General features: G+C 65.9%; 20 protein-coding genes and 1 pseudogene. 9 read left to right on the top strand and 12 right to left on the bottom strand.

The features are described 5' to 3' along the window. The first annotated feature begins 28 nt into the window (after positions 1–28). The 3 genes from AC0KTM_RS13120 to AC0KTM_RS13110 are packed head-to-tail and all read left to right on the top strand — an operon-like array spanning position 29 to position 3,228. Entirely contained in the window at positions 29–1,249 is a 1,221-nt protein-coding gene (locus AC0KTM_RS13120) for a Zn-ribbon domain-containing OB-fold protein (protein WP_472415744.1), read from the top strand. Then, positions 1,246–2,406: a thiolase C-terminal domain-containing protein gene (locus AC0KTM_RS13115; protein WP_472415742.1), complete on the top strand. Its 1,161-nt coding sequence runs from the start codon at positions 1,246–1,248 to the stop codon at positions 2,404–2,406. Before AC0KTM_RS13120 ends, AC0KTM_RS13115 begins: the two co-directional genes overlap by 4 nt. 12 nt (positions 2,407–2,418) lie before the next feature. Next, entirely contained in the window at positions 2,419–3,228 is an 810-nt protein-coding gene (locus AC0KTM_RS13110) for an enoyl-CoA hydratase/isomerase family protein (RefSeq protein ID WP_064939706.1), read from the top strand. 63 nt (positions 3,229–3,291) lie between these two features. Here AC0KTM_RS13110 and AC0KTM_RS13105 read toward each other — a convergent pair whose 3' ends face one another. Further along, the gene (locus AC0KTM_RS13105) at positions 3,292–3,954 is read right to left on the bottom strand and encodes a TetR family transcriptional regulator (RefSeq protein WP_472415740.1); all 663 of its coding nucleotides are present in this window, start codon (positions 3,952–3,954) and stop codon (positions 3,292–3,294) included. A 114-nt stretch (positions 3,955–4,068) separates the two neighbouring features. Here AC0KTM_RS13105 and AC0KTM_RS13100 point away from each other — a divergent pair, with 114 nt between their 5' ends. Further along, on the top strand, positions 4,069–6,186 hold the full coding sequence (locus AC0KTM_RS13100) for a hypothetical protein (RefSeq protein ID WP_472415739.1): 2,118 nt from the start codon (positions 4,069–4,071) through the stop codon (positions 6,184–6,186). 12 nt (positions 6,187–6,198) lie between these two features. Here AC0KTM_RS13100 and AC0KTM_RS13095 read toward each other — a convergent pair. From AC0KTM_RS13095 to AC0KTM_RS13075, 5 genes and pseudogenes are all read right to left on the bottom strand, one after another. Beyond that, positions 6,199–7,039 (bottom strand): annotated as a pseudogene (locus AC0KTM_RS13095) (PaaI family thioesterase). After that, positions 7,036–7,776: a FadR/GntR family transcriptional regulator gene (locus tag AC0KTM_RS13090; RefSeq protein WP_472415737.1), complete on the bottom strand. Its 741-nt coding sequence runs from the start codon at positions 7,774–7,776 to the stop codon at positions 7,036–7,038. The pseudogene AC0KTM_RS13095 and the gene AC0KTM_RS13090 overlap by 4 nt, the downstream one beginning before the upstream one ends. Before the next feature lie 109 nt (positions 7,777–7,885). Then, positions 7,886–9,028 carry an acyl-CoA dehydrogenase family protein gene (locus AC0KTM_RS13085; protein WP_472415735.1) on the bottom strand — a complete coding sequence of 381 codons (1,143 nt, stop codon included), beginning with the start codon at positions 9,026–9,028 and terminating at the stop codon, positions 7,886–7,888. 25 nt (positions 9,029–9,053) lie between these two features. Continuing rightward, positions 9,054–10,085, bottom strand: coding sequence for an acyl-CoA dehydrogenase family protein (locus AC0KTM_RS13080; protein ID WP_238957299.1), 1,032 nt, complete (start codon positions 10,083–10,085; stop codon positions 9,054–9,056). 53 nt (positions 10,086–10,138) lie between these two features. Continuing rightward, positions 10,139–11,344 (bottom strand): acyl-CoA dehydrogenase family protein, encoded by a 1,206-nt coding sequence (locus tag AC0KTM_RS13075; RefSeq protein WP_472415734.1) that lies wholly within the window; start codon positions 11,342–11,344, stop codon positions 10,139–10,141. Positions 11,345–11,455: 111 nt separating this feature from the next. Here AC0KTM_RS13075 and AC0KTM_RS13070 point away from each other — a divergent pair, with 111 nt between their 5' ends. Genes AC0KTM_RS13070 through AC0KTM_RS13055 form a run of 4 tightly spaced genes read left to right on the top strand, consistent with a single transcriptional unit; the run spans position 11,456 to position 15,917 of the window. Beyond that, on the top strand, positions 11,456–12,949 hold the full coding sequence (locus AC0KTM_RS13070; protein WP_472415733.1) for an aldehyde dehydrogenase family protein: 1,494 nt from the start codon (positions 11,456–11,458) through the stop codon (positions 12,947–12,949). Beyond that, positions 12,946–14,157 (top strand): CaiB/BaiF CoA transferase family protein, encoded by a 1,212-nt coding sequence (locus tag AC0KTM_RS13065; protein WP_014385023.1) that lies wholly within the window; start codon positions 12,946–12,948, stop codon positions 14,155–14,157. The genes AC0KTM_RS13070 and AC0KTM_RS13065 overlap by 4 nt, the downstream gene beginning before the upstream one ends. Continuing rightward, a complete protein-coding gene (locus AC0KTM_RS13060) occupies positions 14,157–15,125 on the top strand; it encodes a VOC family protein (protein WP_238956089.1) in 969 nt (322 codons plus the stop codon). Before AC0KTM_RS13065 ends, AC0KTM_RS13060 begins: the two co-directional genes overlap by 1 nt. 15 nt (positions 15,126–15,140) lie before the next feature. After that, complete coding sequence (locus AC0KTM_RS13055) at positions 15,141–15,917, top strand: SDR family NAD(P)-dependent oxidoreductase (protein ID WP_014385021.1); 777 nt, start codon at positions 15,141–15,143, stop codon at positions 15,915–15,917. 12 nt (positions 15,918–15,929) lie between these two features. Here AC0KTM_RS13055 and AC0KTM_RS13050 read toward each other — a convergent pair whose 3' ends face one another. From AC0KTM_RS13050 to AC0KTM_RS13025, 6 genes are all read right to left on the bottom strand, one after another. Next, the gene (locus tag AC0KTM_RS13050; protein WP_080588021.1) at positions 15,930–16,841 is read right to left on the bottom strand and encodes an SDR family NAD(P)-dependent oxidoreductase; all 912 of its coding nucleotides are present in this window, start codon (positions 16,839–16,841) and stop codon (positions 15,930–15,932) included. Between the two features lie 15 nt (positions 16,842–16,856). Beyond that, the gene (locus AC0KTM_RS13045; RefSeq protein ID WP_472415732.1) at positions 16,857–18,050 is read right to left on the bottom strand and encodes an acetyl-CoA hydrolase/transferase C-terminal domain-containing protein; all 1,194 of its coding nucleotides are present in this window, start codon (positions 18,048–18,050) and stop codon (positions 16,857–16,859) included. After that, complete coding sequence (locus tag AC0KTM_RS13040) at positions 18,047–19,192, bottom strand: acyl-CoA dehydrogenase family protein (protein ID WP_014385018.1); 1,146 nt, start codon at positions 19,190–19,192, stop codon at positions 18,047–18,049. Before AC0KTM_RS13040 ends, AC0KTM_RS13045 begins: the two co-directional genes overlap by 4 nt. Positions 19,193–19,223: 31 nt before the next feature. Continuing rightward, on the bottom strand, positions 19,224–19,496 hold the full coding sequence (locus tag AC0KTM_RS13035; protein WP_472415731.1) for a hypothetical protein: 273 nt from the start codon (positions 19,494–19,496) through the stop codon (positions 19,224–19,226). A gap of 6 nt (positions 19,497–19,502) precedes the next feature. Further along, a complete protein-coding gene (locus AC0KTM_RS13030) occupies positions 19,503–20,654 on the bottom strand; it encodes an amidohydrolase family protein (RefSeq protein WP_139826530.1) in 1,152 nt (383 codons plus the stop codon). Positions 20,655–20,897: 243 nt separating this feature from the next. Further along, the gene (locus AC0KTM_RS13025) at positions 20,898–21,530 is read right to left on the bottom strand and encodes a TetR/AcrR family transcriptional regulator (RefSeq protein WP_472415730.1); all 633 of its coding nucleotides are present in this window, start codon (positions 21,528–21,530) and stop codon (positions 20,898–20,900) included. 131 nt (positions 21,531–21,661) lie between these two features. On the opposite strand from AC0KTM_RS13025, the gene AC0KTM_RS13020 reads away from it, so the two are divergent. Next, the gene (locus tag AC0KTM_RS13020) at positions 21,662–22,471 is read left to right on the top strand and encodes an SDR family NAD(P)-dependent oxidoreductase (protein WP_238956085.1); all 810 of its coding nucleotides are present in this window, start codon (positions 21,662–21,664) and stop codon (positions 22,469–22,471) included.

Raw genomic sequence — 22,471 nt, 5'->3', positions numbered from 1 at the left:
GCGCGGTCATCCACAAAAGCGGGGATCTATGACTCGGGTCATTTCGGTCGGCACCTATCTGCCGCCATGGGCTGTGCGCGACCGGCGGGTCAAGGGTCCCGACGAGGATGCGCTGACGATGGCCGTCGCCGCCGGCCGCGCGGCCGATCCCGACGCCACTGCGCAACGGGTGGTGCTGGTGTCTCGCGATTTTCCGCTGTTGGAAGGTGGCAACGGCGCGGTGCTATTGGCGGCGTTGTCGCTGCCGGCCGACACCGCCGTGACGGAGGTGCTGGGCGGCGCACCCGCGGTGTTGGACCAAATCGTCAGCGCCGGCGAAAGGACCCTGGTGATCGCCGCCGACGACAACGATCTCGCGACCGGGGCGGGCGCGGTGCTCACCGGCGATGACGGCGCCATCGTGACCCCGCTGGCACGCCAGACGCGCAGCCTGCCGTTAAGCGCCCGTGGTGCCGACGGCGCCCGCCACGCCTACGTCGACCCCCGGCTGCAACGCGAGGTCGGGGTGCGCTCCACCCTGACCCGATTGGGCCTGACCGGAACTCCGACGGTGGCCGCGGCGGCAGGCGTGCCCTTGGCGCATGTCGCGGGCGACTTCGATACGACGCACGCCGTTGCGGACTCCGCTGTCTCCAGCGCGGCGATCATCCTGCTGTTGGCCGATGCGATCGAGGCGGGCATCGAGGGCCTGTTGCTCGCGGTCGAGCAGTCCAGCATCAGCGCAGCGCACCTGGCGTCCGCGGGGACCGAGACCCGGATCGCCCGCGATGAGTTTCCGGCCCAGGAATTACCGAAGGCCCGCGTCGCCGACGGTGTCGGCATCCCGATTTCGATGCCCGCATATGCGCGCGCTTTCGAGCCGAAGATCCGCTGGGAGGCAGCGGTTTTCGAGGAAAGCCCGGGCATCGACACCGCGCCGCAGTTCCCGCCGCGGCTGCGAGTCGACAATGCCGGACGGTTGGCCACCGAATACCGGCTCGAGCCGCTGCCACGCACCGGCACCGTCTATACCCACACCACAGTGCGGATCCCGGTGCCCGACCTACCCAGCCCTTACTCACTGGCCGTCGTCCAGCTCGACGACAGCCCGGTGCGGGTGCTGCTCAAGGTCACCGGGGTACCCGCCGGCGAGGCGGCGATAGGACAGCCGGGCTCAGTCGTGTTGCGCAGGATCGCTATTCGCGCCGGCATCCCCGACTACGGCTATGCATTCTGGCCGGGGCGGACGCTGGAAGGAGCCGTTGCATGAGAAACGTTGCCATCGTCGGCGCGGGGATGACGCCCTTTGCCGAACACTTCGCCCTGGGCGTCAAGGACCTGATCCCGATGGCCTACGCCGAGGCGGCCGCCAAGGTAGACAAGGGCATTGAGAAATCCGACATCGAAGCCGCGTGGTTCGGTGAGCTTTCGACGACCGACGGGTTCCCATCCGGCATTTTGGCCGACACCCTTGACCTCACCGAGATTCCTGTGACGCGAGTCGAAAATGCTTGCGCCACGGGTAATGACGCGATCCGGAACGGAACGCTGGCCATCGCCTCGGGCCTCTACGACGTGGTGCTGGTGGTCGGGGCCGACAAGGTCCGCGAAACGTCATCGAACACCACGTTCTGGGATTGGGCGGCGATGACCCGTGACAACGCCTGGGACTACCCCTTGGGACTGGTTGCGCCGGCCAACTTCGCGCTCCACGTGATGCGATACCTGCACGAATCGCCGGCGACGAAGGAACACATGGCGATGGTGGCGGTGAAGAACCATTTCCACGCGGTGAAGAACCCGAAAGCTCAACTGCGCTACGAGATCACCGTCGAGCAGGCGCTGGCCGCGCCGCTCGTGGTCGAACCGTTCGGACTCTACGATTGCACCCCGCAGAGCGATGGCGCGGCCGCGGTGATCTTGGCCGCCGAGGAGGTCGTCGACCGTTACACGGACCGTCCGGTCTGGGTTCGCGGCGTCGGGCTGGGCATGGACCGGGTGATGCACCAGCACAAGGGCGACATGACGACCTTCCCGCCGACGGTGCGCGCCGCCAAGGCGGCGATGAAGATGGCCGGCGTGACGCCGCGCGACATCGACGTCGCTGAGGTCCACGACTGCTTCACCGGCGTCGAGTTGATCAGCTACGAGGATCTGGGGTTCGCCCATCGTCACGAGGCCTACAAGCTGGTCGAGGGCCGTGAACATTACGTTGGCGGATCGATTCCGATCAACCCGAGCGGCGGGTTGAAGGCGAAGGGGCACCCGCCGGGTGCCACGGGGGTGGCACAGTGCTACGAACTGTTCAATCAGCTTCGCGGTGAAGCAGAGAATCAGGTCGACGGTGCGCGAGTCGGGTTGGCCCACAATATCGGTGGGCCGACCGCGGTCTCCGCGGTCACCGTCCTTTCCAACGAGAAGAACTGACGGGACCATCACATGACCACCTCCGAGATCGCTACTCTGCCTGGCTACGAAGAATTTGCGCCGTGGCTACTGGTGGAGAAGCGCGGCAACGTCCACGTCGTGAGCATCAACCGGCCGGAGGCGTTCAACGCCGTCAACGAGCAGGTCCACCATGCGTTCGCCACGATCTGGCGGGTACTGACTGCCGACGACGACGTGCGGGCGGTGGTGACGACCGGTATCGGCAAGGCGTTCTCAGCCGGCGGCGACATGGTGATGTTCGGACGTCTGATCGACGACGCGGTGGCCCGCCAGTTCCAGATCGCCGAGGCCCGCACGGTGTTCCTGGAGGTGATCAACTTCCCCAAGCCGCTGGTGTCGGCGGTCAACGGCCCGGCTGTCGGTCTGGGTTGTTCGATCGCATTGCTGAGTGACTTCCTCGTGATGGGGGAGAGCAGCTATCTGGCCGACCCGCACGTCGCGGTCGGGTTGGTGGCCGGCGACGGCGGCGCGGCAATGCTGCCGCTGCTGATCGGTCTGATGAAGGCCAAAGAGTATGTGCTGCTGGGGGATCGGATCACTCCGGCAATTGCGGACAAGCTGAACCTCGTCACCAAAGTGGCCACCGATGACACCGTGCTGGACGAGGCGCTCGCGATAGGGGAGCGGTTGGCCGGTCTGCCGCCCCAGGCACTGCGCGCCAGCAAGGTTGCGATGAACATGCACTTATCGCGAGCCGCGCTCGGTGTGCTGGAGTACGCGCTGGCCGAGGAGTACACGTCGTTCTCCACCCCGGAGTTCAAGGAGCGGGTGGCTGCGTTCCGGGCACGCTCGAAGAAGTAGGGGCTCGTCGGACCCTGCGGCGCAATGCCATTCGAGCGGTGACCGCGTCAGACGTCGGATCGGTTACGTGCGACGGGTGCGCGAACGCGAGGTCTCGGCGGCGCGTCGGCCACCGATCGCGTCGAGGCGAGCGAGGATGTCGAAGGCCTCCCCGAAGGATCGCACGAGGTCGTCGGCCCGGCCGGAGGACCACTGGTCCAATGCCGCGATCAGCGCGTTGCGCACAGCCCCTGCGACGATGATCGGACGCAGGTCCGTTGCCGGGTCGACGCCGAGCCGCTGGGCGTTGGTCCGCACGAATCGCTCGGTGAGCTCGGCGTCGCCGTTGATCGTGTCGACGAGGGCCGGGCTGTCGCGGACGAGCACCTTGAGCTGCTCGATCAGGGCGAGATCGACCTCGTCACCACCGAGGACACCGATGGCGGCCGCTCGCCACGAGGTCAGGAGGTCCTCGTTTGCGGGGCGCTGGTCCACCGCATCGCACAGGGCGACGAGGCTGCGGCGCGGGACGGCGAGAAGCACGTCGCGCTTCGCGGCGAAGTACCGGAAGAACGTTCGCGCCGATATGCCGCATGCTCGGGCGATGTCGTCGGTCGTGACGTTGTCGTAGCCCTGTTCCGCGAACAGGGCGAGCGCGATCTGCTCGATCTCACCCGTGACGAGGCGGCGGCGACGATCCCAGACCCCTTCCCCGACGAGCGCGGCCGGAGCGGTGGATTTAGTCATCACGGCACGACTCTAGACAAACTGTGGCAGAGAGTGCAAAAGTTGACAGACACCCGCAATCTTGCTTCCAGTCGGAAACAACGTTGCGGCAGAACGACCGTAAGGGAGGCATCGATGACCGAGACCGGTCAGCGTTCGAAGATCGGAAACGGCACGATCAACGTTGGGGGGTACGTGTCGACGGACGGATTCTTCGGTACGCCGTACGTGGACGTCGACGAAGAGCGATCGGAACCGATCGCGCACCGCTACGTCCACGGTGGGTTCGCGGACACCGCCACTCGCTGGGCGTTCTGGTTCCCGACCGACGGGCAGTACCGCGGACGGATCCTCCAGCCGCTCGAGGGCGCTCACGGCGGCCACGAGAACGCCTTCGGCAACGACCTCATGGCCGGTTTCATTGGCGGGCTTCGGATGTGCGCCCGCCTCGGCGGTTGCATGGTGGAGTCCAACCAGGGACACGTCGGTGACGACCTCGACCCGCGAGGGGGCGACGACCCGACGCTGTACGGGCACCGTGCCAGCGCTGAGACGGCCCGACTGGCCAAGTTCGTCGCCGCGCAGGTCTACGGCGAGGCGCCCCATCACGCCTACGTCTGGGGAGGATCGGGCGGAGGGCGGCGGTCGCCGCTGTGCCTCGAGAACGCGCCCGACGCATGGGACGGCGCTCTGCCGTTCGCCGGCGGCGGGCCGATCGTGGAGCACGGCAGCACGGAGAAGATCGAGGGCGCCCAGGTGATGTCGTTCGCCACGATGTTCAACTGCCAGCGCCTACTCGGGGAGAAGACGGACGAGATCGCCGCCGCCATGGCGCCCGGCGGGCATGGCGACCCCTTCCTCGGGTTGAGCACTCACCAGCGCGAGGAGCTGGCCAGCCTGTACCGCCAGGGCTTCCCGCGCGGCGACGAGTACATGATCGGCAAGCCCCTGGGCCAGATGTGGCTGTGGACCTCGATGGCCACATCGCTGCTCGAGCAGGACCCGAGCTACTTCGAGGATTTCTGGACTAAGCCCGGCTACGTCGGCTTCGACCAGCCGGGCCTCGTCGAGTCCGACATACTGAGCACACGGGCCACCGTGACCAAGGTGCTAACGGGCACCAACATTCTGGAGGATCCGCGCTTCCTCGAACCCCGACACCAGAACTTCCGAATGGTGGTCATGGTGTTCGCGAGCCTCGGAGACCCCTCGCTGCCCATGGTGGTCGAGCTCGAGGGCCTCGGGCAGACGGGCTATCGGCTCGGCGCGAGCGTCACCGTGCTCACCGGCGCGGCGGCCGGGCGGCGGCTCTACTGCGGAGCCCACGCCGACGACGTTCTTTACTGCGACGGCGTGGGCGATGTCAACCTGCTCCGGTTCACCGATGTGCGGCCCGGCGACGAGGTACAGGTCGACAACCGTGACTTCCTGGCCTTCCACTACTTCGCTCGGCACCACCTGATGAGCGATCCACAATTCGACTCCCTGCGCGTGGACGATCGGCCCGTGTACCCGCAGCACCCCGTGCCGCGCCAGTCGGCCCTCATGGGTGTCGGCTACTCCGGGCTCTACCGCGGCAAGCTCATCTGGGTCCACCACACCAAAGACTCGTCGCTATGGCCCTCGCAGGGGATCGTCTACCGCCAGGCCGTGCTACGGGCGCAGGGGGAGGAAGGCGCCAAGGAGCGGTTCCGGCTCCGCTGGATCGAGAACGCCGAGCACGGCCCCTCGATGATGGTGCCCTCGCTGCCCAACCGGGCCAGCAACACCTGGCTTATCGACTACATGCCGTACATTGAGCAGTCGGTGGCCGACCTGATCGCGTGGGTGGAAGACGGCATCGAGCCCGTCGATACCGCCTTCGACTACGTCGAGAACAAGGTGATCCTGTCCCCGGACGCTGCGCAGCGACGGGGCATCCAAGCGGTCATCGCGGTCACCGTCAACGGCGGTGACCGGGCGGAGGCGGCGGTGGGCGAAGCCGTCGAGCTGGAGCTCCGGGCGACGGTGCCTCCGGGCGCCGGCACGATCGTGTCCGCCGACTGGGACTTCGACGGCACCGGCTCCTTTCCGTTCAGCCACGACGGCATCGACGGGTCGGCGGCGTCCGTCACGCTCTCCACCACGCACGCGTTCGATCGGCCAGGCGAGTATTTCGTGACCGGCCGAGTCCATTCGCATCGGAATGGTGACCCGGCCGCGAGCTCGTGCCGAATTGCCAACGTCGCGCAGGTCCGTGTGGTCGTCTCGTGAGCGCGATCGACCTCAGCGGTAGGCGGTCACCCGCGCGGTGATCGCCACTTTGCCGTCGTCGCCGATGGCCTGGGCCGCCGATGCCGCGATCCCCCACGCCGGTGTTGCGACCTACGCGTAGCGGCGTGCCCTCATAGCGGGATTTAGTGCCGGCGAAGAACGGACGCAGAAAGTTCACTCGCAGCGACGCGGTCTGCAGCAGACCCTCGGAACGGTCCCGGTTCAGGGCCGCCGATGCCGCGAGCTCCAAGCCGGCGGCGGCCACGCCCCCATGCACGATGTCAATGTCGTTGTTCAGGTTGCGGTCGACGCGCTGCGCCAGCACCGTCGCCGGACCATCCTCCGCAACGTGCACCGCCATCAGCTCGGCGAACGTGGTCTCAGCCGACCTGCGCAGGGTCTCCGGCCGCTGCTGGGGGATAACGTCATCGGCGTCGATGAAGAACGACCGCACCGTGCCGCCGCCGATCACCGTTCCGCGGTAGGTCAGCGTGCAGATCCCGAGCGAAGTCGTACCGAGCGGACCAAGTGTGTGCGCGGTGGCCAGCACGGGACCGTCGAGGTCCCCAACGCTGTCCAGGCCGAGCTCCATCGACAACTCGCTCGATACCGTCCACTGGCCGGGCCGACGCCGATAGTGGTTGACGATGCCGGCCGCCGCGTCCACGAGGATGGCCAACGGGCCGACCGTCGGCGCTCCGGTGAAAGGATTGCGACACCTTTCCATCGGCATGGTCAGCGCGGCAATGGCTTCCGCCGGGCGCGATTCGACGTACTCGATACCGAATCGGACTTGTATCGAGTCGGGTGTCTCGAGATCGTGCTGGTTTACCTGCTCGTCGACACCGGTCATTCGAGAAGGTCTACGACAGTGGACAATTCGGCGCCGGTCAGGACGAACTCCTCTGCCTTCTGCAGATGGCGCTTCCAGAGCTTGCCGGCCTTCTCGGCGTCGCCATCCTTGATCATGTCCAGCACCATCCGGTGGGTTTTCGCTGAGCGGCGGACCGCCTGCTCGGCGCGCGTGCCTTTGGTGGGCTGGAGCGACCGGTTGGCCTGCTCGATGATGTGATGCAGCATGTCGCTGACGATTTGCAGGGTGCTGTTGCCGGACAGCCGCGCGATCGCGGCGTGGAAATCGGTGAGCTGATCGACCGCTTCGCTGCCGGGATTCAGCTGCGACTCACGTTCGACGATCTGCTCGAGTTCGGCGATCACCTTGGGGTTGCGGTCCTTGGCCAACTGCTCGACCATCGGAACTTCCAGAGTCACCCGGGCGTCGTAGACGTCCTTGACCGTGACGCCTTCGTATTCCAGGATCAAGCCGGCGTAGCGGGCCAGTGTCTCGCGCCGGGGCCGGGTGACGCGGGCCCCGCCGCGCACGCCTCGCTGGACCTGAATCAGCGACTCGGACTCGAGCACGCGAAACGCTTCCCGCAGTGTCGGCCGGGACACGCCGAAACGCTCCATCAGCTCCGATTCCGGGGGGAGCATGGTGCCTTCGGTGATTTCGCCGCGGATAAACATCCGCCGCAACACCGTGGCCACCCGATCGGCCATCTTCGGTTCCCGAAGACTGGTGACCTCCATTGCAACCTCCACCGCTATGCGAATATGCGAATCAAATAACCGTTTAGAAGGTTAGCCGAACCAGCCGGTCGATCCAGCGATTGGCGCCAGTCAGTAAGCAACGTCACCCCTAGTACCCCATCGCCCGTCCCATGAGGTCCTTCATGATCTCGGTGGTGCCGGCGTAGAGCCGCTGCACCCGCGAATCCCGCCAGAGCCTCGCCACTTCGTACTCGTTGATATAGCCGTAGCCGCCGTACATCTGTAGGCAGCGGTCGATGATCTCCCACTGAACTTCTGAGGTCCACCATTTCAGGCCTGCGGCATCCTGATCGGACAATGTGCCGTCGTTGACCGACAGCACGCATTGGTCGAGGTAGGTCTGAGCGGCATCGAGTTTGGTCTGCATTTCGGCGAGGAAGTGCCTGTTGACCTGAAACTTGCCGATCGGCTGACCGAACGCGGTGCGTTCGAGCGCATATGCCTTGGTCAGGTCCAGTGCTCGACGAGCGGCGGGCAGCGCGTAACAGGCCACACCGACCCGCTCACTGGGCAGATTGGCGACCAGATGGTAAAAGCCGCGGTTGAGTTCGCCGACCAAGTTCTCCTTGGGCACCGTGACGTCCTCGAAGAACAGCTCCGCGGTATCGGCGGAGTACTGGCCGATCTTGTCGAGCTTGCGGCCGCGGGTGAAGCCCTCCATGCCATCTTCGATCATCAGCAGGCTGATGCCCTTGTGCCTGGCGGTCGGGTCGGTCTTCACGGCAGTCAGCACCAGCTTGGACAGCAGGCCGTTGCTGATGAACGTCTTCTGGCCGTTGACAACCCAGTGGTCGCCCTCGTCGCGTGCGGTGGTCTTGATGCCCGCCAGGTCGGATCCGGCCGCAGGCTCTGACATCGCGATCGAGCCGATGTACTCACCGGAGACGAACTTGGGCAGCCAGCGGGCCTTCTGTTCGTCGGTGGTGAGGTGGTTGAGGTACGGCACCAGGATGTCGTTCTGGACGCCAAGACCGATGCCCACCGATCCGGTCAGGAACATCTCCTCGGAGATGATCTGGTTGAACCGGAAATCCTTGACCCCAAGGCCGCCGTACTTCTCGTCGAACTCCCACCCGATAAGGCCAGCGGCCCCCGCGGCCAGCCACGCCTCGCGACTGACTTTGCCGTCGCGTTCCCACTTCTCAATGTTCGGCACGCATTCCCGCTCGAAGAACTCGCGAGCGCTGGCTCGAAAGTCGTCGTGGATCTCGTCGAAGATGTTGCGGCGCATGGATTTCCCTTTGCTCGGCTTTCTTCTAGTCGGACCACGTGACGATGGCGGGCAATGCACGGCCCGGAGCGTAGATCTCGAACAGCCGTTCGCCGAGCAGCGCTTCGAGGTGATCGTGCGACCCACAGAGCGCATCAACCTGGAAGCCACGCGTGACGTAACGGTGCAGGTCGTGCTCGGCGGTCAGGCCGATCGCGCCGCACACCTGCAACGCCACGTCGCTGACCGCGCGGTGTGCCCGCCCGGCCGCGGCCTTGGCGGTCACGGCCGATAGCCGGCCGCCGTAGCGCCAGGACTCGCTCAGCAGCGCCCGCGCGCCGGCCAGCACCGCCGACGCATCGGCGAGCGCGTGGCGCGGCGATTGGAACGACCCGATCGGGGCGCCGAATTGCACGCGCACGCTGACGTGTTCGACCGCGATGCGCAACGCCTGCTCGGCCAGCGCCACCAGTTCGGTGGCCAGCGCCCGGTGTGCCGCGGCCATCGCCCGGTCCCATTCGGTGGACGCTTCGACGAGGCTGGCGTCCAGCGGACCCCTGACCCGAGTCCAGAACGCCGACGCGTCGAAGGTGTCCATGCGCTCGCCGTCGAGCTGCGACGAGTCGACCACACCCACCGACACCGCCCCCATCGGCCTCGACACCGGAACGACCAGCCGACCCTCGAGTGGGCCTAGCACGATGCCCGAGACCCGATCGTCATCGGAACCCGGAATATGTCCAGGGCTCAGCCCGGGCAGCAGAACGTGGTCGGCGGGTTCGTCGAGCAGTTCGGCGAGCTCAGCCAACATGACGCGATCGAGGCAGTCAGTGAGGGCCAGCGATCGACCCTGGGCGCGGAACAGCAGCTCGCACGCCTCGACGGGATACTCGGCTTCGATATCCGACCAGCCCAGCTCAGCCAGACGCGGACCGATCGCCACGTGTTCCGCCGAGCCCGATGTCGCTGCGGGGACGGCACCGTTGCCGGACTTGCCTGCCAGTTCTTCGAAGAGACGGAACACGGCTTCCTCGACCATTGGCCACGACTCGTCGATCGGTTGGCCCTCCTTGCTCATGGGCGTCGCTCCTGGTCGGGCCGCCAAGCGGCCCGCATCGTCGCGGGCGCGGCTCATCTCTTCTCCTTGGGCAACCCGAGGAGGTGGTCGGCGATGATGCCGCGCTGGACTTCGGCTGTGCCGCCCATGATCGTGGCGGCCCGCGAGTACCACCACTCGGCGCGCGCGGTGTTCAGCGCCGCGCCGCCGCGACCGGTTCCGGCCAGCATCTGCTCCCTGCCGATCTCGAGGACCAGGTCGTTCACTTGCTTTTCGGCCCGGCCGAAGAGGAGTTTGTCGATGCTGCTGTCCGCGCCGACTGATTCACCCGCAGCCAGTCGCCGGACAGTGGTGGCGGTCCGGGCCTGGGCGGCAATCACGTCGACGTAGACCTGGGCGAAGCGCTGGCGCTGCGCTTCGGTCGCACCGGCGATCACCATGTCCTCCCGCAGCCGGCTCAGCTCGATGAGCACTTTATTGAGGACGGCGTAGCCGTACATGCCACGTTCGTACTGCATCAGGTGCATCGCCACCGCCCAGCCACCGTCGACGTCGCCGATCACTCGTTCGCGGTCGACCCTGACATCGTCGAAGAACACTTCGGCCAGTTCGCGACGGCCACTTGCCAGCGCGATCGGCCGGATGGTGACCCCTGGCGCGTCGGCGTCGACCATGATCATCGTCAGTCCGCGGTGGCGGCTCTCGGTCGTACCGGTACGCAGCAGCACGAGCAGTCGGGTGGCCGTCGGACCCTGGCTGGTCCAGATCTTCTGCCCGTTGATGACGAAGCCGCCGTCACCATCAGCGACCGCGCGGGTACGCAGCGTGGCGAGGTCGCTCCCGGACTCCGGTTCGGAGAAGCTCTGGCCCCACCATTCGGCGCCGCCGAGGTAGCCGGGCAGGTAGGCCGCGGCCAGACCGGGAGCGAACTTGAGCAGGGCCGGACCCAGGGTCTCCAACGTCCAATGTTGCGCCGGTATCGGCAGCATCGCGTAGCCGAGTTCCTCGTAGTACACGGCCCGATGGATTTCGTTTCCACCGAGACCGCCGGCCGCCTCCGGCCAGCCATACCGGTTCCAGCCGTCGGCGTGCAGCCGTGCCATCACTTGAGCGTCATGGGCCAAACCGTCCTCGGCGCTGGTGAATGCGGCCGAGCGCCAATCGTCGGCTGTTTCCAGGTCACGGAGGTAACGCCTGAAGTCCTGGCGGTACGAGGCGACGTCGGCCGCATATTCGAGTCGGCCACTGCTGTCAATGGCGCTGTCGACAGGGACGGACAACCGACCCCCCTTCATGGACGCCGGACCCTGACGCATGCCAGAATCAGCTAAACAGTTATCTATAAGAGGCTACAATAACTCATGCCCACACTTCAGTGAGAGGGATCGCCAATGACGGCTTCACCCATCGCCGCCGCCACCGTCAACTTCAATCCCGAGGCCAGGCTGTTTATCGACGGGCGGCTGCGGGATTCGTCGACGGGGAAGACCGTCGACAACATCAATCCGGCGAATGAGGAAGTGCTCGGGCACGCCACCGACGCCAGCGCAGAGGACATGCAGGAGGCCATCGCCGCCGCCCGCCGTGCGTTCGACACCACCGACTGGTCGACTAACCACGAGTTCCGGCAACGCTGCCTGATGCAGTTGCACGAAGCGCTGCAGGAGGAAAAAGAGGACATCCGTGCTGAGCTGATCGCCGAAGTCGGCGCGACGGTGGGGATGACCTACATCGCGCAGCTGGAATGGCCGCTCGCCGACGCTATCCGGTATCCGGCCCAGCTGATCTCGACCTTCCAGTGGGAGCGGATGCTCGACGAGGACGCCAAGATGGGCGTGCCGTACAACCGCGTCGTGGTCAAGGAACCAATGGGTGTCGTCGGCGCCATCACACCGTGGAATTTCCCGTTCGAGATCATCAGCAACAAAGTGGGCCAGATCCTGGCCACTGGGAACACGATGGTGCTCAAGCCGGCCGTCGAGACGCCGTGGAGCGCGTTGCGGTGGGGCCGGATCATCGCCGAGAAGACCGACATCCCGGCCGGTGTCGTCAACATCGTGCCGGCGTCGGACAATGACATCGCCCAGGTGCTCGCCACCGACCCGCGGATTGACATGGTGTCCTTCACGGGATCAACCGCGGTCGGCAAGCTGATCCAGCGGCTGTCGGCCGACACCATGAAGCGCAACATGCTTGAACTCGGCGGGAAGTCTGCGTATCTGGTGCTCGACGACGCCGATATGGGCATGGCGTTGCCCGGTTGCATTGGCGCGCTGATGCATTCCGGTCAGGGCTGTGCGTTGGCCACCAGGATGCTCGTGCCGCGCTCGCACTATGACCAGGCCGTCGAGGTCGCCAGCGCCACCTTCGGCTCCCTCACGGTCGGCGACCCCTCGGACCCGAATACTTTCTGCGGGCCGCTGGTGTCGGCTAAGCAGCAGGCCCGGGTGTTGAACTACATCGAGACCGCCAAGCGTGAGGGAGGCCGCGTCACCGCCGGCGGCGGGGTGCCGGAGGGCCTGGACCGCGGATATTTCGTGGCGCCGACCGTCGTCGCCGACGTCGCCCCGGACCACACGATCTTCCAGGAGGAGATTTTCGGGCCGGTGCTGTCCGTCACGCCGTACGACGGCGGCGACGACGGCGCCGTCGAGATGGCCAACAACTCCACCTACGGCCTGGCGGGCGGAATCATGGGCTCCGACGAGCGGGCCATGGCAGTCGCGCGCCGCATCCGAACCGGCTCACTGATGATCAACAGCGGCATGTACTACGGCGCCGACGCGCCGTTCGGTGGGTACAAGATGAGCGGCATCGGCAGGCAGAACGGCATCGAAGGCTTCGAGCAACATCTGCAGACCAAGACGATCGGATACCCCCTGTGAGCGACATTCTCAGCGGAATCCGCGTCGTCGAACTCGCCGCGTGGACGTTCGTCCCCGCCGCCGGTGCCGTCCTCGCCGACTGGGGCGCCGACGTCATCAAGATCGAGCACCCCGAAACCGGTGATCCGCAGCGTGGCCTGATCAGCTCCGGAATTGTCACCGCCGCCGGGGGAGTGAATCACTTCATCGAGCAGCCCAACCGGGGCAAGCGCAGCATCGGGCTGGACACCTCTACCCCCGACGGGTTGGAGCTGCTGATGAAGCTGCTCGAAACCGCGGACGTCTTCGTCACCAACTTGCTGCCGGATTCGCGCCAGCGGATGGGGATCGACGTCGAGCAGGTACGTGCGCGCAACCCCAAGATCATCTATGCCCGCGGGCACGGCTACGGCACCCGCGGCGACCTCGCCTCGCAGGGCGGCTTCGACCTGGCTGCGTACTGGGCCCGAGGCGGAATCGGCGACGCCTACTCGGCGGGTGACGGTTCGTACCCGCCCATCCAGCGACCGGCATTCGGCGACTCCTACGGCGGGCTGGCGATCGCGGGCGGAATCGCTGCGGCGCTGGTGAAGCGCGAGCGCACCGGAGAACCGTCGGTGGTCGACGTGTCGCTGCTCAACGCCGCGATCTGGCAGTTGGGTCCGGACATCGTCGGATCAGGCGTCACCGGTCAGGACATCCCGAAGTTCAACCTGGACGAGATGCCCAACCCGGTAGCCAGCATCTACAAGACCCGCGACAACCGGTTCATCGCCTTCGTGCTGCTGCAGGCCGACCGATTCTGGGCGGACTTCTGCACCCGGCTGGGGCGCACCGACCTGATCGATGACGAGCGCTTCGCTTCGGCGATGGTGAGATTCGGCAACCGCAAGGAGTGCATCGCGGAACTGCGCCGGACCTTTGAGTCGCAGGACCTTTCCCATTGGGAGAAGGCCTTCGGCGGTTTCGAGGGGGTGTGGGACGTGATGCGCACCGCCCGCGAGGTACACGAGGACCCGCAGACGATCGCCAACGGGTATCTGCCGCGAGCTACTAATGCCAGTGGCAATGAGTTCGCGCTGGCGGCCAGCCCGGTGCAGTTCGACGAGGTGCCGCTGGACCTGACGTGTGCGCCCGGACACGGTGAACATACCGACGCGTTGCTGGCCGAGCTCGGCTTCAGTGAGGACGAAATCATCGAGTTCAAGATCAACTCGGTGGTGCTGTAGTGGGTTCGGAGGACCTCGCGCGGCGCTTCCTGCACGTCAATCTCAATTGCGAATCGCTGGACCGCACGGAGTACGTCTACGGGGACATACTGGGTCTGAGGGCACGTATGCGTACGGACCCGAAAATCGCCACCGACGGCACCATTCTCGGCCTCGACGGTGAAACATATTGCGCCACCGCATTTCTCTACGACGCGCGTGGCGGTCGCGCAGGCTGTGCGTTGGAGGCGATCGAATACCGCTCGCCTACGTTGAGTCGCGACCCGAGTCGCGACCCGGTGCGCCCCGGAATCCGGTCAGTGCAACTGGCGGTCGCTGACCTCGACGGCGCCGTGACCGCGTTGCGCGACGGGGGACTGACGGTGGGCGATCCGGTCGACGGCCTCATCGATGACGGAAAGTCGGTCCTCGCGCTGGACCCTGATGGCGTGGTGATCGAGGTGGTCGAGTCACCGGTTGATGCCGGGGGCGCGAATGGCGCGTTATTCACACTGTTCAATGGGATCAGGATCGCCGCGATCGACGCGGCCGCGACTGGCGAGTTTCTCACCGCCATCGGGTTCGAAGAGGTAGATGCGCCGCGGGTGATGCGGGTCGCCGGTGCGCAGCTCAGCCCGGACGGCACGGGTGAAACCGATTGCGTGGTAGCGCGTTACGCGCTGGCCGAGGATGGGAATCAGTTCGCGCTGGTGGTGGTGCAACATCCTGGAACCGCGCATACCCCGGTGCCCTGGGCCGGTAACCGCCAGGGCCTCTACCGTTGCGCGCTTCGGGTGGAGGATGTGGGCGAGGCACTGGCGCAGGTGCCCGATTCGATTGAGCGGATGGGTGATCCAGTGTGGTGTCCGCTGCCGGGAACCAAGATCGAGGGCCTGCACATCGCATTTCTACGGTCGCCCGACGGCGTGGTGTTCGAGTTCGTCGAGCGGCCGCTCAGTCACTTCAGTCCCTCCACGGGAAGGAGCTAATCGGTGCATCTGCAGATGGAGGGAAAAGGATATCTCGTCGTCGGCGGAACGGCCGGTATGGGGCTGGCGGCGGCACGGGCGCTGGCTCGCGAAAGCGCGTCCGTCGTCGTGGTCGGGCGCGACGAGGCCAAAGCCAAGGGCGCGACGGCCCAGATCGCCGAATCAGGCGCTGCCGCGGCGCACGGCTTGACCTTTGATGTGAGTCAACCCGGCGCGGCGGTCGCCGCCGTCGAGGAAGCCGTCAACATCCTGGGCCGACTCGACGGCATCGCCGTCACCATGGGCACCGCGGGGATGATGCCCATCGACTCGGACGACGACGCATGGGACACCGCGTTTCACGACGTCCTTCTGGCGACCACTCGTAGCGTGCAAGCTGCTTTGCCGCACCTCGCGGTCAACGGAGGCGCGATCGTGACCACCGCCGCATACTCGGCCCGCTCGCCACACGAGCCTCGGTTACCCTACGCCAGCCTCAAGGCGGCGGTCGCCACGTTCACCCGCGGCATTGCGCGCACCCACGGAAAATCGGGGATCCGGGCGAACAGCGTTGCCCCCGGCGCAGTGGAAACCGATGCGCTGCATGCCGTTCGGGGATACATCGCCGAAAGCAAGGGCTATCCCTACGACGAGGCACTCGAGCGGGCACTCGTGGAGGACTTCGGATTCGACGCCGCCCTCGGTCGGCCCGGGCAGCCTGACGAGATCGGTGCGCTGATCGCCTTCCTGCTCTCGGACATCTGTGCGTTCGTCACCGGACAAACCATCTACGCCGATGGCGGGGCGCCCTAATCCGTTTGGCGTTCAGGCCGTCGGCAGCGGCCCGGCCAGCCCGCGGGGAGAAGTGCCGTAGAGCCAGCTGACAGCCTGCCCGATCTCCGAAAATGTCAGCGAGACACCGTCTTTGGCATAATAGGCGCCGGGCGCCTCGGCAAAGCCATCGATGCGGGTCAGCTTGCCGCCGTTGATGCGGAGGATCTGCCCGGTGAGCCAGGACGAGCGGGCAGATTGCAGCCACGCCACCACCGCGGAGCTGCGTGCGGGATCGAGTGCGGGGTCGTCAGCTCGAGCACCGAACACGTCGGCGGTCATCCGCGACATGGCCAGCGGTGAGATCGCGTTGACCGCAACACCGTAACGCTGTGCCTCCATCGCGGTAACGAACGTCAGGTTGGCGATCGCGGCCTTGGCCGCGCCGTAAGCGCTCTGCCCGACATTGCCCCACAGGCCCGCGCCCGACACCGTGTTGACGATGTGCGCGTCAATCGAGTTGCCTGCCTTGAACTGTGCCCGCCAGTACTCACAGGCGTGCCGGGTGACGGCGAAGGTGCCCTTGAGATGTACGGCGATGACGGCGTCCCAATCGGCCTCACTAGAGGCGGCCACCATGGAGTCACGCAGGATGCCGGCGTTGTTCACCACACCGGTGAGGGAGCCGAACGTGTGGATGGCGGTCGACACCATGTCGGCGACGTCATCCCACGCCGACACCGAACCCGTGTGTGCCACGGCCTTGCCGCCGGCCGCTTCGATTTCGGCGACAACATCGGCCGCGGGGCCTTCACCTTCACCGCTGGAGCCATCCCGGCCGACGCCTGGATCGTTCACCACGACGGCGGCGCCCTGCTTGGCCAGCTCGAGGCAGTGGCCACGGCCGATACCCCGTCCGCCTCCGGTCACCAGGACGACCTTGCCGGTCAATGGGCCTTCAGGCATCGCGCGTTATCTCCTTCATTCCGTGAACAATTCGGTGATGAGCGTGCGGCGCTGCGCCCAGTCTGCCGTGCGCAGGTCGACGTATCCGGACTCGGTGACGATCAGATCGATGTCGTGGGCGGGTGTGGAGGCGGGCCGGCTGAGCTGCTCGACCAGGGGTGGGCGCCCTTTTACTCTCGTCGGAACGACGATGATCGACAGTCCGCCGCTGCTCATTCGGGCTGCGGCGCAATAGTCGGGGTGCCCGCCGATGCCACCGATCACCTTGTCGTGCACGCCCTCGACGTTGACCTGCCCGTATTGGTCGATCTCGATGGCGGTGTTCACCGCGACCAGCGGTGCGCCGCGCGACAGTCGGGTGAAGTCGTGGGTGTAATCGAGCCCATGCAAGATGGGGCGCCCGTCGGCCCAGTCGTAGAGCGTGTCGCTGCCCAGCAGATACGTGGCCGATGGGGTTCCCGCCAGCAGGCCACGTCGGTCGAGGTCGACGACGGCGTCGGTGAGTAGCCCGGTGTCGACGTGCAACGGCTTCCGCGCCCGTCGCAGCAGTGCAGTGCCGAGCTGCCCTGGCCCGTACTGGATCCGGGCGCCTTCAGGGAGCAGCGGCAGTACCGCGTCGGCGAGGGCATCGTGAATCGGTTCGGGCTCGCGCTGCGGTATTTGCGCCGGTCCGCTCCCGACAGTGCCGAGCACCTCGACGCGCGACGGGTCGAGTGGAGGTCCGGCATCCGCCACGGGCGCCGAGGTGTCGATAACCGCGAGAGTCCTTGCGCCGCTGTCGATTACCGCGCGCTGCCAGGACACCTCGGTGCCGAACCGCAGCAAGCCGTCCCGACGTACCAGCCGGGTGAGCAGCACGTCGGGCCGCAGCACGTCAGCCAACAGCGCGGGAATCGCCGCCAGCCGCGTCGGTAGGAAACGCGCCTTCGGGCTTCGCAGTACCTCGCGCACGCCCCATCCGGGCATCAACGCAACCACGTCGGCGAATGCGTCTGCGTCGAGGCCGTCGATCGGGGCGGCCAGCCAGCCCAGCACCAGGCGCACCGCGCCGACCTCGCTGGCGGCGACGCTCAGCGCCGCGCCGACCGATGCTCCGTCGTCGAGGCAGCTAAGCGCGCCCACTCCGTCGCCGAGGGCAACCGTCATTCCGGGACGCAGCGCGGCGCGCAGCGCTGAGGTGAAGTCGGCCGCAGTCAAACTCGCCGTCATCGTGGTTCTTTGGGGAGGCCGAGTACCCGCTCACCGAGAATGTTGCGCTGAATCTCGCTGGTTCCGCCCAGGATCGTCTGTGCTCGTCCGACCAGCATGTGGTGCACCAGGCCGTCGTCCTCGGGGTCCGCGCACGCGTCGGTACCGAGCACCTCGGTGGCCATGTCACCCAGGTCCTGGTCCGTTTCCGACGTCATCAGCTTGAGCACCGAGAAGGCCGGCGACGTCAGGTCACCCGAGTCGATGGCACGCTGCCAGGTGTAGCGGAGCAGCCACATCCTGGCCCAAAGCCGGGTCATCGACCTCGACAGCACCGGGTCGAGCAGGTCGTGGTCGCGGGCCGCATCGACCATGCGCTCGTGCAACCGGAACATCGATACTGCCTGCGAACCCAACGTCAGGCGCTCACGGCCCAGCGTCACCATCGCCACCGTCCAGCCCTGACCAACCTCACCGATCAGTGCGCCTTCGTCGAGTTCGGCGCCGTCGAAGAAAACTTCGTTGAACTTGCTCTCGCCGTCCATCTGCGTCAGCGGGCGCACCGTGACCCCCGGGATGTCCATGGGCACGACGAACATCGACAAGTCGCGGTGCTTGTCCGGCCCCGTTCGGGCGAGCAGCAGCCCGAAGCGGGCCGAGGCGGCCGCCGAACTCCACACCTTCTGACCATCGATCCGCCAGCCCGTGGCGGTGCGCTCGGCCCGCGTGCGAACACCGGCGAGGTCTGAGCCGGCGCCGGGCTCGGAGAAGAGCTGACACCAGACATCGTCGCCCAGCCTGATCGGTTCCAGGTAGCGATCCTTCTGCTGCTGGCTGCCGAACTTGATCAGCACAGGTCCAACCAAGTCGGCACCGGTGATGTTGAGCTGGCGGGGCACTTCGGCTCGCGCGCACTCCTCGGCGAAGACGGCCTGATACGTCACTGTTGCTGCGGCACCGCCGAACTCGCGCGGCCAGTGCAAGCAGGCGTAGCCGTGGTCGGCGAGGTAGCGGTGCCAGATCCGGCCAGGTTCGACGTCGTCCGCGGTGGGCGTGGGCCCGTAGTTCCGTAGACCTGCGGGCCTCGGTGCGTTGTCCAGGAACGAGCGGATCTCCGCGCGTATTGCGCCGACGTCTTCTAGGACGTCAGGGGTAGCCGACACCGGTCACTCCTTGGTGTAGGACGGGTCGGAATCACTTCCCGTCGAGATAGTCGTTGTATTCGTCGCGGACCGACTCCATCGCATTGAGTCGACGGGCCAGCAGGGTGATCTCGGCATCGTGGTGAGACGGGTCGCATGTACCGGCCTGCAATTCCTCGAGCCGGGCCCGGGTGCGACCGATCTCCTCGACGAGGCGTCCGCGGGCCTCGTCCTTGGTGAGTAGGTCCTGGTCGGTCCAGTCCGACTGCGGAAGTTGCTCGATCCGCTCTACGCTTGCCCGACCGGTCGCCCCGTCGTCGGTCACAGCCGGTCACGCCGCCCGCGGAAAGTTATAGAACTCACGGGCATTCAGTTCGACGATGCGGTGCACCTCGTCGTCGGGCACCTTCTCCAACGCCTGCGCCGCGCGCTCTCGGCTCTGAGGCCAAAACGAGTCGGAGTGCGGATAGTCGCACTCCCAGGTGATCTTGTCGACGCCGATCATGTGGCGCATCTCCACGCCGAAGTCATCCTCGATGAAGCAGCCGTGAATGTGCTTCTTGAACAGGTAGCTCGGCGGGTGATCCTGGTTGATGTTGTTGTAGAAGCGGTGCTTACGCCACACGCTGTCGCAGCGCTCCAGGATGTAGGGGATCCAGCCGATGCCGCCCTCAGACAGGCCGATCTTCAACTTCGGGTGTCGGTAGAGGGTGTTGGAGAACAGCCAGTCCGTCATCGAGGTCATCGACATGGTCCCCATCAGCGTGATGAACACGGCGAAAGGCGCGTCGGGAGCAATCGGCGGTGGGAAGCCGCCGGAACCGAAGTGCTGAGCCAGCACCATGCCGGTTTCCTCCATCGCCGAGAGCACCGGATCCCAGTGATCGGAGTGCACGGAAGGCAATCCGAGTCGGTCGGGCAGGTCCGGGAACGTCACGCACTTGGCGCCCTTCGCGGCGACGCGGTGGATCTCCTTGACGCTGGCCTCGAGGTCCCAGAACGGCAGCATGGCCACCGGGACGAACCGGTCGGGCGCCGTGGCGGCCCACTCATCGAGGTGAAAGTCGTTCCAGGCCGCCGAACACAACTTGGCGAGTTCCTTGTCCTCGCCCTCGGCGAACACCGCGCCGGCGAATCGGGGGAACGACGGGAAGCATGTCATCGCCTGCACACCGTCGATGTCCATGTCGGCCACCCGTGCCTTGGGGTCATAACAACCGGGGATCATGTCGTCATAGCGCACCGGTTCGATGCCGTACTCCTCGGGCTTCTTGCCCGCGACGGCGTTGAGGCCGATGTACGGATAGATCCGGCCCTCGTATTCCCACACCTGACACATCTGGTGGGTGTCGGGGCGTTCCCACTCGATGATTTTCGGGCCCGCCTCCAGGTGCTTGGTGGGGAGGCGATCACTCCACACCTTCGGATGTTCGATCAGGTGATCGTCGACAGAGATCAATTCCATCCAGGGTTGCAACGGCACGGGTAGCTCCTCAAGGACATTTCAATGTGCCAAAATATAAAAACATTTAGTTATTTCGAGAGTAGTTTATCGTGCGCTGCCGCTGCAAGCAGATCCACACCGCGCCGACCCGCGGAGATGGGACAGCGGCATGGAGGCAGCTATCGCGGGCGGGCCTCAGCGGTGCTCGGCCGATGGGATCGAATAGTGCGCCTCGGTGACGAGCTGGTGCACAAGACGATCGACCGGTGGGTCGTAGAAGCCTCAGGGCCGCGGCGATTGCAGACCGTAGAGAATGAAGTCCGTCAGTTCGGGCTTCACCCGCTGCGGCGATGGCCGTGTGTGGCCGTCGGGATAGGTAAGGGGCAGAAGGGCCGAGACGGCACCCACGAGCAAGAACCCCATGCGAACGATGATCTTCGGATCGGCATCGCGGAGGCCGTGCTGGCCGAGATAGGCCTCCATGTCGATCGCAAGAGTGTCGAACAGGGACGACAACCGCTCCCGGAATTCCTTTATCTCGGGCGCATCCCCATGTGTCGCAAGTGCTTCGACGGTCGCCCGTGCGAGCGCACCTCGGTCGGGCAGTGCCGCCGACAGATCGTCGATGTATCTGCCGATCGTCCCTTGGAACGACGTGTCGCCGGGCAGCGTGCCGCTTTCCCATCTGTCCACCAGGCCACTGATGAACGAGGCCATCGGCGTAAGCACAGCCTCGACGAAAAGTCCGGTCTTGGAACCGAAGTAGCGAAAGATCAGCGTTTCCGACACACCGGCCCGGTTGGCGATGTCCAGTGTCGTCGCGGCGGTGAAACCGACTTCTTCGAATTGCCGCCTCGCGGCCTCGATAAGCGCGGCGCGGGCGTGGCCGCGGCGCACCTTCGGGCTATCCGTCATCGTCAATACGATAGCGACCATGCTGCTTTGCCCGTGTCGCCACGCCAACATTAAGTTCAGTGCCACTAGACAAAGCCGGTGGCGCCGTGACAATCTGGGACGGGCCGCAATGTGAAGGGACGACGTCAGTCATGAAGCTGGGTCTGGACGGCAAGCGGGCACTCGTCACCGGAAGTAGTTCGGGGATCGGTGCCGGAATTGCCAGGATGCTGGCGGCCGAGGGAGTGTCGGTGGTTATCCACGGACGCAATGCAGACCGGGTTTCGGCAGTGGCCGATGGCATCCGGCAGAACGGCGGGAAGGCAGCCGACGCGGTGGGCGATCTATCCAGCGAGGACGGCGCGGCGGGTGTCGCCGAGACTGCGGCGGCGGCGTTCGGCGGGATAGACATATTGGTGAACAACGCTGGTGGACCATCGGAGTCAGGGGTGCAGTCGTGGTTCGCGCTCCCGGTGTCGGAGTGGGGAGTCACATATCAGCGCAACGTGTTGTCGGCGGGGTACCTCATCCACGCCCTCACGCCGGCGATGAAGGAAAACGGTTGGGGGCGCATCATCCAGGTCGCGTCCGCGGCAGGCATAATCCCGACATCGGGCCAACCGGATTACGGGCAGTCCAAGGCGGCGATGATCAATATGTCGATGGGCCTGTCAAAAGCTCTGGCGGGCACCGGGGTCACGGTCAACACGGTGATGCCCGGAATGATCATGACCGACGGCCTGCGCGCGTTCTTACGTACTTTCGCCGAGCGCCGCGGATGGGGCGACGACCTCGACCGCGCCGCGGAATACGTGTTGAAAGGAACCGGACAGACCGTTCATCGAATCGGACAGGTCAGCGACATCGCCTATGCCGTCGCGATGCTCGCCAGCACGAAGGCGGACTTCTTCAACGGGATGAACCTCCACCTCGATGGCGGCGGCACCGGATCGATCTACTGA

This window comes from Mycobacterium sp. NTMscope_Eco_3 (assembly GCF_976985685.1).
The sequence above is the reverse complement of the archived record's forward strand: the minus strand, read 5'-3'. Positions and strand labels throughout refer to the sequence as shown.